Origin of the sequence: Komagataeibacter xylinus NBRC 15237, from assembly GCF_001571345.1 — a bacterium.
Lineage (GTDB): Bacteria > Pseudomonadota > Alphaproteobacteria > Acetobacterales > Acetobacteraceae > Komagataeibacter > Komagataeibacter xylinus.
Map to the genome: position 1 here is coordinate 67,785 of NZ_BCTP01000013.1, position 8,701 is coordinate 76,485.

8 protein-coding genes are annotated in these 8,701 nt (G+C 63.2%); 4 read left to right on the forward strand and 4 right to left on the reverse strand.

Annotated features, from left to right (window positions below; genetic code table 11):
- Positions 1 to 2: 2 nt before the first annotated feature.
- Both GXY01S_RS07525 and GXY01S_RS07530 read right to left on the reverse strand, forming a co-directional pair.
- The gene (locus GXY01S_RS07525; RefSeq protein WP_242501167.1) at positions 3 to 206 is read right to left on the reverse strand and encodes a hypothetical protein; all 204 of its coding nucleotides are present in this window, start codon (positions 204 to 206) and stop codon (positions 3 to 5) included.
- A 320-nt stretch (positions 207 to 526) separates the two neighbouring features.
- Positions 527 to 1,609, reverse strand: a complete 1,083-nt coding sequence (locus tag GXY01S_RS07530) for a restriction endonuclease (RefSeq protein ID WP_061273691.1) — start codon at positions 1,607 to 1,609, stop codon at positions 527 to 529.
- 72 nt (positions 1,610 to 1,681) lie between these two features.
- Here GXY01S_RS07530 and GXY01S_RS07535 point away from each other — a divergent pair, with 72 nt between their 5' ends.
- The gene (locus GXY01S_RS07535; RefSeq protein ID WP_255210389.1) at positions 1,682 to 2,368 is read left to right on the forward strand and encodes a GDSL-type esterase/lipase family protein; all 687 of its coding nucleotides are present in this window, start codon (positions 1,682 to 1,684) and stop codon (positions 2,366 to 2,368) included.
- A 49-nt stretch (positions 2,369 to 2,417) separates the two neighbouring features.
- Complete coding sequence (locus tag GXY01S_RS07540; RefSeq protein ID WP_061273693.1) at positions 2,418 to 2,813, forward strand: hypothetical protein; 396 nt, start codon at positions 2,418 to 2,420, stop codon at positions 2,811 to 2,813.
- Between the two features lie 110 nt (positions 2,814 to 2,923).
- On the opposite strand, the gene GXY01S_RS07545 is transcribed toward GXY01S_RS07540, so the two are convergent.
- The gene (locus GXY01S_RS07545) at positions 2,924 to 4,579 is read right to left on the reverse strand and encodes a phosphoethanolamine transferase (protein WP_061273695.1); all 1,656 of its coding nucleotides are present in this window, start codon (positions 4,577 to 4,579) and stop codon (positions 2,924 to 2,926) included.
- Between the two features lie 231 nt (positions 4,580 to 4,810).
- On the opposite strand from GXY01S_RS07545, the gene GXY01S_RS07550 reads away from it, so the two are divergent.
- Positions 4,811 to 6,031: an NADP-dependent isocitrate dehydrogenase gene (locus tag GXY01S_RS07550; RefSeq protein ID WP_061273697.1), complete on the forward strand. Its 1,221-nt coding sequence runs from the start codon at positions 4,811 to 4,813 to the stop codon at positions 6,029 to 6,031.
- A gap of 74 nt (positions 6,032 to 6,105) precedes the next feature.
- Here GXY01S_RS07550 and GXY01S_RS07555 read toward each other — a convergent pair whose 3' ends face one another.
- Positions 6,106 to 7,362 carry a dicarboxylate/amino acid:cation symporter gene (locus tag GXY01S_RS07555; RefSeq protein WP_061273722.1) on the reverse strand — a complete coding sequence of 419 codons (1,257 nt, stop codon included), beginning with the start codon at positions 7,360 to 7,362 and terminating at the stop codon, positions 6,106 to 6,108.
- A gap of 995 nt (positions 7,363 to 8,357) precedes the next feature.
- Here GXY01S_RS07555 and GXY01S_RS17025 point away from each other — a divergent pair.
- The coding region (locus GXY01S_RS17025) for an RrF2 family transcriptional regulator (RefSeq protein WP_156470294.1) at positions 8,358 to 8,701 on the forward strand (344 nt) is incomplete at its 3' end.

The following is an 8,701-nucleotide window of genomic DNA, read 5'->3' on the forward strand; positions in this document are numbered from 1 at the left end:
CTTCAATCCCCTGCAGGTAGCGTGGCGCGCGGGGGCAGGCCGCGCAGGCGGGCGCGGGGCACACGCGGCGGCGGGGGTGTTTCATCGCGAATCGCCACGGCGTTCTGCCCCCTGGCCTGCAGGGCCGCGGCAAAGCGCTGCACATGCGTCCACTGCGCGCCTGCATAGAGTTCGCGCCCGTCCAGCATCACACGATGTCGTCTCAAGCCCTGATCCTGTCCTGTTTTGTTCTGCCCTACAGATGGGGATGCCGACCATGAGGCGCAACAGCGGCATAAAATGCGACCATTTTTCAGGAAACCTTCGCTTTTGCGAAACGATTCATGTATCAAGAGGATAGGAGGTATGATCCATGAGCAACTCTGCACGTATGATCGCCCATCTGCTGATTACAGTTCGGCTGAGCACGCGTAATCGGCCCTCTTCCACAGTTTCGCAGCCCACGAAGGACTGACCGCCTCTCCCGCAAGGCGGGGCGCGCGAGTGGGTGGGCAGGCGCGTGTCATGTTATGACACACTATGTCCGTCATGCCTTCTTTCGCGCCCGCGCCAGCCGGGCGGCAAAGGCGGGCAGTTCATCGTGATGCAGCAGGAACACGTTGTTGGAGCGCGCAAGCTGCCGGGCCGGAATCGTGTAATCCGCATTCGAGACCACTGCCGCCACATCGGCGTGGTAATGTAGGCGGGCGGCTGCAATCTGCTGCACGGCCTCATTGCCCACGGCGTTGCGGTACAGCTTGCACTGCACCACCAGCCGCACAGGACCATGCACGGCAATGACATCCGCGCCCTGGTCACCGCCCGGCGGGGTGGCGCGGGCATTCCAGCCACAGGCCCGCAGGCGGGCAGCGCAGTACCGCTCATAGGCGATGGGGTCCATGTCGGGTGAAAAGTCATCCGCCACATCACTGCCGGAGGGGGCCTGACGCGCCACCTGATCAATCAGCGCCAGCACGGGCCGGGCGAGGGCTGGCCACAGCCCCGCCAGCTTTCTGCCGCGCAGGGCGGGCTGGATGATCGTCTTGACGAATTCGGCCTGCTCACGCTCCCATTTCGTGGTGCGCTCCACCCCGTAACTATTGAACTGCACCAGTTGCCTGCGGCGGATGCGCAGGGCCTCGGCATGGCGGCGCACCAGTTGCCCGCACAACCGCCACGCCCGCCTGCGCCGCCACCATCGCCCGCCATAGCGCAGCACAGGCCACAGCACCATCGCCACGCCGGCCGCCAGCACAAGCCGCCATACCCCTGATGGCAGCGCTGCGGGCGCGGCACCCGCCACACCCACGGCACTGGCTGCAAAATACAGCGGCGTGCCCCCCCGCCGCGCGGGCAGCGGGCGCAACCGCGCCACGGCGCCATCATCGCGCATGCCCAGTAATTGCCATGTTCCCGCCCCGTCAGCGCGCTGGCAATGCAACTGGGCCAGTGCCTGCCCGTAGGCCGTGGCAGGCATGGAAAGCGGCAGTTCCGCCACCCGACGCAGGCTGGCGGCCTGCATGCACCCTATGGTGCCAGGCGCGACCTGATAGGCGGTAGGGGCTGCCAGCGCGGGTACGGGGGCCAGTAGAAGCCACAAGCCCAACCATGGCGCGATGCCTGCCCGCATATGTATTCCTGCTCCCCTGCATTCGTGGCACAACCAGTCTAAAACATGAGAACAAAATAAGAAAGTAGAGAAATGCCAGTGCCTTCGCACAGGGTGTGGGCCTATCATGCCCGCATGCGACTCTGCTTTATCGGTGACAGCTATGTCACGGGAACGGGCGATGAAACCTGCCAGGGCTGGGCCGGTCGGCTTTGCGCATGCGAGCGGCAGGCCGGGCATGATCTCACCCTCTACAACCTTGGCGTAAGGGGCCAGACCAGCCACGACATCGCGCTGCGCTGGCAGGCTGAAGCACAGGCCCGCCTGCACGGGCGCGATGATGGCGGCATCATCCTGTCATTCGGGGCCAATGACGCAAGGATCGATGCCGCAGGCCAGCCCCGGCTGGCGCTACAGGACAGCCTGCATGCCACCGAACAGATCCTGCGCAGCACCCGCGCCGCATGGCCAACCCTGATGATCGGCCCGCCACCCGTAGGGCGGCCCGGCCCCGACCAGCGCACCCGCGTGCTGGAGCAGGCAATGGCGGCATTATGCAGCCGGGCTGGCGTGCCCTTCCTGTCCGTCTGGGCACCGTTGCTGGGCAGCGCCGCATGGTGTGGCGGGATTGCCCAGGGCGACGGGCTGCATCCCGGCGGGGCCGGCCATGCCGTGCTGGCCCGGCTGGTACACGACTGGCCCGCCTGGCGGGACCTGATAGCCGGGGCGAAACGCACATCCCCATTCCCCTTGGCAGGAACGGGCATTATGGCCACATAAGGCACGCAGCTTCGTGCCGCGCTTTTTTCGAATGAAGGCATACAGAGACATGAACAAGATCATCACCTGTGCCCTGCTGGGCGCGCTGGCCGTGGCCTGCGTGCCCGCCGCCCGCGCCGACGTGCCCGAGGCGGAACTGAACTCGCTGTATATCCGCCCCGAGGTGCAGCTTGCAGCCCCCGCGCTGACATTCCCCAACTATCCGGTAGTGGATGACTGCACCACCGAGTTTGGCGATGAGGTGACGAATGCCTGCGTCACGGCGGAAAAGGAACGCGCCCTGGTGCTGCAACCCGCATGGGAGGAATACAAGGACAGCGACAAGATCGGCTGCCAGGAGGAAGTCACGCACATCCGCCACATCCAGCTCTATCGTGATCTGGCCTACTGCCTGGACAAGCGCCGCTATGACGCCTGGCGCAAGGACCACCCCAACGGCAAGTAAAATCCTGTAAAAAGTAAAAGTTTTGGGGTGCCGCCTTTTTGAAAAAAGGCGGCGCTCTTTCGAAGCTTTTTGAAAAACGCTTCACCAAAAACTTCTTTGGTCATAAGCGGTTAATCGCGCGCGATATGACAGTTCTGGTCGTCATGGCTGTGGTCGTAATCCACGTTCTGGTTGGCAGCACTATCGCCATGCACGATCCGGCGCGGGCGGGCTGGATCCGCTGACAGCACCGACAGGCCGCGATCCAGCCCCGCATAGGCCAGCCCCGCCGCCTCAAGCACGCTGGCGGGCATGCTGGCCAGCGTAAACGGCGCATGCACATTGGCGCGCGCGGCCTGCATGGCCGGGGCGTGGGCAGCCTGCCAGTCAGGCGAGGCCCAGAAATAGAGCGGCACTTCATACGCCGCGCGCACATCGCCATGCGCGGGGATGCCGCCTGAGCATTCATTTACCCTCACCCCATGGTCCGGCACGTAAAACAGGGCCGATTCGCCCCCATGCGCCTGCAGGCTGGCCTGCACGCGGGCAAGGATATGGTCGGTATAGGCAATGCTGTTGTCATAGGCGCTGCCCAGATGGGCGAAGCCGGGCGGGGCGCGGTCTGCCGCGTTCTCGTGGCTGCCGAACAGGTGCAGCACGATCAGCACCGGCCTCTTTGCCCCGGCAACGGCCTGATCGAACACGGGCAGCATCCGCTCATCAAGCACGGGCCTGCTCATCACGCCGCCCTGCACGGTGGTGTAGGCGATATGGTGCGCCTGCTCCGAATAAGCGCCGATCACGCTGTCATACGGGCCAAGGCGGGGGTGGTTGCTGATCCACCACGTATCGAACCCCGCCGCGTTAAACACCGAGACAAGGTCATGCCCCGGCACGGACCCCGGTCGCAGCCGGTCATAGCCTGACAGGATGACCGGCACCGCACCCACCGTGTAGTCAAACGGCGTAACCACATTGTCAAAGCGCACCACGCCGGGCAGGTGGTCCATTTCCGGGGTAGTGGGCAGGGCGTAGCCGAAGCCGTGATGGTGGTCGCGGCGCGCGCTCTCGCCAATAACCAGCACGATCACCTGCCGCGCACCGGGTGCGGGTGGGGTGAGAAACTCGACCGGCTCATGGCTGATGCGCCGCGCCATGGCGGTTACGCGCCATGTCTCGCGCCTTGCTGCCGCATAGCCGGTCAGCAGGCTCCACGGCCAGGCGCGATCGAAATGGGCATGGATGGCCACCAGCGGGTTCTCCGTGCCCGCGCGGGTGGGCGGCAGGCTGTGCCACAACCGCATCACGGGCACCACCAGCAGCGTCACCAGCACCGCCACCGCACCCAGACGCCACCGGGCCGACCACGGCACCACCACTCCGCGCGGGCGCGACAGGTAAAGGGCGGCCAGCCCCGACCACAGCGCCGCCCACGCGCACAGCCACGGCAGCACCGGGGCGACATACCCCATCACCACCGGCACCGAGCAGTAGAACAGGATCAGCCATAATGGATAACCCGGCGGCACCCCGCTGATATGGATGTAATACACAGCCCCCGGCAGCAGCACGACGGCAGGCAGAAGACATGCCAGCAGCACCCGCCTGCTGTTGCAGGCAAGTGCGATCACCCCCCACAGCATGAGCGCGCGCGTAATACCCTGCAACGCCGTGCAGGCGGGCAGCAGCGCCAGGCCAGCCATCAGCCCCAGCAGCACATCAGGCCAGGCCTGCCGCCATGGGCGCGACCGATGCAGAAACCTGCGTGGAGGGGGGAGCCTGTTCATTGCCCCTTCATGCCACGGGCACACACAGGCGGGTAGACCCGCGCGCAATGGCGGCAAACGGCCCCGCGCCGCAGGGCTGGCACGTTTGTGAACGAACCGGCATGCAGCAATGCTTTTTATAGCCTGGGCACGCGCCTAATAATGCGGGCCGCCGGGAGGGCCCGCGCAGACGGGCGCCACAAGAAAACACCTTTCAAAAAAACAGATTCAACAAAGGCACACAGACGTACCATGGCAAAGATCAAGGTCAAGAATCCCGTTGTCGAGATGGATGGCGACGAGATGACCCGCATCATCTGGCATTTCATCCGCGAGCGGCTGATCCTGCCCTATCTCGATATCGACCTGAAATATTATGACCTCGGCATCACCCACCGTGACGAAACCGATGACCGCGTGACGGTAGAAGCCGCCGAGGCCGTGCGCCGCTACGGCGTGGGCGTGAAATGCGCCACCATCACCCCCGATGAGGACCGGGTGAAGGAGTTTGGCCTGAAAAAGATGTGGCGCTCGCCCAACGGCACCATCCGCAACATCCTTGATGGCACCATCTTTCGCGAGCCGATCATCTGCACCAACGTGCCGCGCCTCGTGCCGCACTGGACCCAGCCCATCGTGATCGGCCGCCATGCCTATGGCGACATCTACCGCGCGGCCGAAACGCGCATTCCCGGCCCAGGCCAAGTCACGCTGCGCTACACCCCGGCCGATGGCGGCCCCGAGCAGGTACTTGACGTGCATGACTTCAAGGGCCCCGGCGTGGCGCTGGGCATGCACAATACCCGCGCCTCGATCGAGGGCTTCGCCCGCGCCTCGCTGGCCTATGGGCGCGACCGCAAACTGCCGGTCTACCTGTCCACCAAGAACACCATCCTCAAGGCCTATGACGGCATGTTCAAGGATGTGTTCCAGGAGGTGTACGAGCGCGAGTTCAAGGCCGAATTTGAAAAGCTGGGCCTGACCTACGAGCACCGCCTGATTGATGACATGGTGGCCTGCGCGCTCAAGTGGAAAGGCGGCTATGTCTGGGCGTGCAAGAACTATGATGGCGACGTGGAAAGCGACATCGTGGCCCAGGGCTTCGGCAGCCTTGGCCTGATGACATCGGTGCTGCTCAACCCCACGGGCGACGTGGTGGAGGCTGAAGCCGCCCACGGCACCGTGACCCGCCACTTCCGCGAGCACCAGAAGGGGCGGCCGACCAGCACCAACCCCATTGCCTCGATCTTTGCATGGACACGCGGCCTGGCCTATCGCGGCAGGTTCGATGACACGCCCGATGTCACCCATTTCGCCCATACGCTCGAGCGCGTGTGCATCGAGACGGTGGAAGGCGGCCAGATGACCAAGGACCTCGCCCTGCTCGTGGGCAAGGACACGCAATGGCTCGACACCCAGCCTTTCCTTGACGTGCTGGACAAGAAACTCAGCGCGGCACTGGCCAAGGCATAACGCAGAAATCTTCGGGTGCCGCCTTTTTTCAAAAAGGCGGCATTCTTCTAAAGCTTTTCATACGTTGCAGGGGGTTACTCGCCTTCCTCCAACGCGTGATCGGCCAGTTCGCCTTCCCACCGGGCCGCCACGGCGGCGGCATAGCCATTGCCCAGCACGTTGGTGGCTGTGCGCGCCATGTCGAGGAAATGGTCGATGCCCAGGATCAGCGCCAGCCCCGCCTCGGGCAGGCCGAACTGCGGCATGACGGCCGCCAGCGTGACAAGGGCCGCGCGCGGCACGCCCGCAATGCCCTTGCTGCTCAGCATCATCACCAGCACCATCGCGATCTGCTGGCCTACGGGGATGTGGATGCCATAGGCCTGCGCAATGAACAGCGCGCCAAAGGACTGGAACAGCACCGAGCCATCAAGGTTGAAGCTGTAGCCCAGCGGCAGCACGAAACCGCTGATGCGGTCGGGCACGCCAAAAAGCTCCAGCCGCTCGACAAGCAGCGGATAGACCGCCTCGCTGCTCGCGGTGGCAAAGCCGAGCAGGATGGGCTGGATCAGCAGCTTCGCCAGCGCGAACACCCGCCTGCCCAGCACGCAGAAGGTCATGGTGGTGAGCAGCACCCACAACACGCCCAGCGTGCCGTAGAACTTGCACAGGAACACGCCAAACATGCCCAGGATGCCAACGCCGCTATGGGCCACGCTGCCCATGACCGAGCCGAACACGGCCACGGGGGCGGCATACATCACCATATCGGTCATGCGCAGCATGATGCGGGCGAGTTCGGCGGTCCAGGGCAGGATCATGCGCTGCGCCCCCTTGCCCGCCGCCGGCAGGGCCAGGCCAAACAGCACGGAGAACACCACGATCTGCAAAATGTCGTTGCGGGCCATGGCATCGAAAATGCTGGTGGGCACCACATGCAGCACGAACTCGACCGGATCGAAATGCGCATGCGCCAGCCCCGTATCGCCGCCCTGCGGCACGGTAAAGCCCACGCCGGGCTGGAGCAGGTTGGCGGCAAGCAGGCCGGTCACGAGCGACAGGAAGGAGGCGACGATGAACCACAGCAGGATGCGCCCGCCAATGCGCAGTACCTGCGTGCCATCGCCAAGGCTGCCAATGCCCGACACAAGGGTAGCAAAAACAAGCGGGGCGATGATCATGCGCACGAGCCGCAGGAACAGCCCCGTCAGCAGGGTGGCGCAGCGGGTGGCGGCCTCAACCGCAGCGGGGCCTGCCGCATGCAGGCCCAGCCCCACGACCACACCCAGCAGCAGCGCGACCACAATGGCGCGCGTGCGCCCGCTGGCATTACGTTTTCCGGGCTGGGCCAAATCAAAAATCCTGCTGCCATTAATCAGAAGATAACGCCGGAAGTAACGCACGCCCCCCCAGTTTTGCAAGGCGGCCACAGGGCACGCCCATGCTTGCAGGCCCTGAAAGCCATGCCCTGATCCGGTGCGCAGGCAGGGGCATGATAAAAAATTCATTTATTATGTATCTACCCACCTACCCTTTTGGGTAGGATGGCGTTATAGAATGGCCAATCGCCGGTGCATGTGCCGCGTCCGGACATTCGCGAAGGGTGGCGCACCACACCGAAGCTGGCTGGCAGAGGGCTGGTTCGGGCTGGTTGGTTATCTTGATGGCTGCGTGGCAACCGCGCGTAGGCCAGCAGGATGTAGCGGTGCTGCCCTTTCCATGCCTCCCTTCAGCATTGCTGGAGAAACGATGCCGCGAATCGCATTGTAAAATGCGGACCGCATCGAGGGAGAGCCACAAGCCTGCAGGCAGTCCTGCCACCGGAGGTGGCGGGCTGGTTTCGTTCGTGCCTGTTTTTGGCAGTTTTTCTTGGTTTTTTAATACTGTCTCAATGCATCGGGCATAAAAACAACCCATGCTCAGGGTCTGTCTGATGCATGAAATATCGGCTTTCGCCGCCTGTTACGCAGCGGCTTATTGCTCAACCTGATTACTCGCCTGATGGAATCGTATGCCAGCCTCCCGTTCATCCTGCAGTGAAAGCCGTGCCACAGCACGATGCCCTGCCTAGAAAACCGCTGAAAACAGGCAAATTCCTGGCAGAAAAACACATTCTGCCAGCACGGTTCACAAACAGGATTCACGCTGAGATATCGTGGCAGGATGATGGCGGTTATCTGTTACTTCAATCACATTACCGTGATAGTAGAGCACCGCATTTGTCGCCTTTAAGGGCATTCAACGCCCTGAAATCAAGGGCTGGAGAGGATTTTACCCTATAATGTGCATTTATTATGCAATTTATAGAGGTCTGTTTCTGCTTGTTCGCCCCATGCTAGCTATCGGTATGCGCCTGACCCTGCACACTGATTATGCCTTACGTACGCTGTTATACATGGGACTACATGCCGACAGGCGTGTCTCGATCCATGAGATAGCCAGCGCGTACGACATTTCTGAAAATCATCTGGTGAAGGTCATTCACCGATTGTCCCGCCTCGGGCTGGTTGATGCCCGGCGCGGCCGTGGGGGGGGTCTTGTCCTTGCCCACGCCCCGGAGGACATCCGCATTGGCGATGTCGTGCGCCAGACCGAGGATGACCTGCAACTGGTACACTGCGAACCAAGCCACCCCGAGGGTAACTGCTGCATCCTCTCTGACATGTGCAAACTGCGCGGCGTGCTCTCGAC

Excerpts from the sequence above, each read along its gene's own strand:
- GXY01S_RS07535 (WP_255210389.1), top strand. The coding sequence starts at position 1,682 with ATGCCAGTGCCTTCGCACAGGGTGTGGGCCTATCATGCCCGCATGCGA.
- GXY01S_RS07530 (WP_061273691.1), bottom strand. The coding sequence starts at position 1,609 with ATGCGGGCAGGCATCGCGCCATGGTTGGGCTTGTGGCTTCTACTGGCC.
- GXY01S_RS07540 (WP_061273693.1), top strand. The coding sequence starts at position 2,418 with ATGAACAAGATCATCACCTGTGCCCTGCTGGGCGCGCTGGCCGTGGCC.
- GXY01S_RS07545 (WP_061273695.1), bottom strand. The coding sequence starts at position 4,579 with ATGAACAGGCTCCCCCCTCCACGCAGGTTTCTGCATCGGTCGCGCCCA.
- GXY01S_RS07550 (WP_061273697.1), top strand. The coding sequence starts at position 4,811 with ATGGCAAAGATCAAGGTCAAGAATCCCGTTGTCGAGATGGATGGCGAC.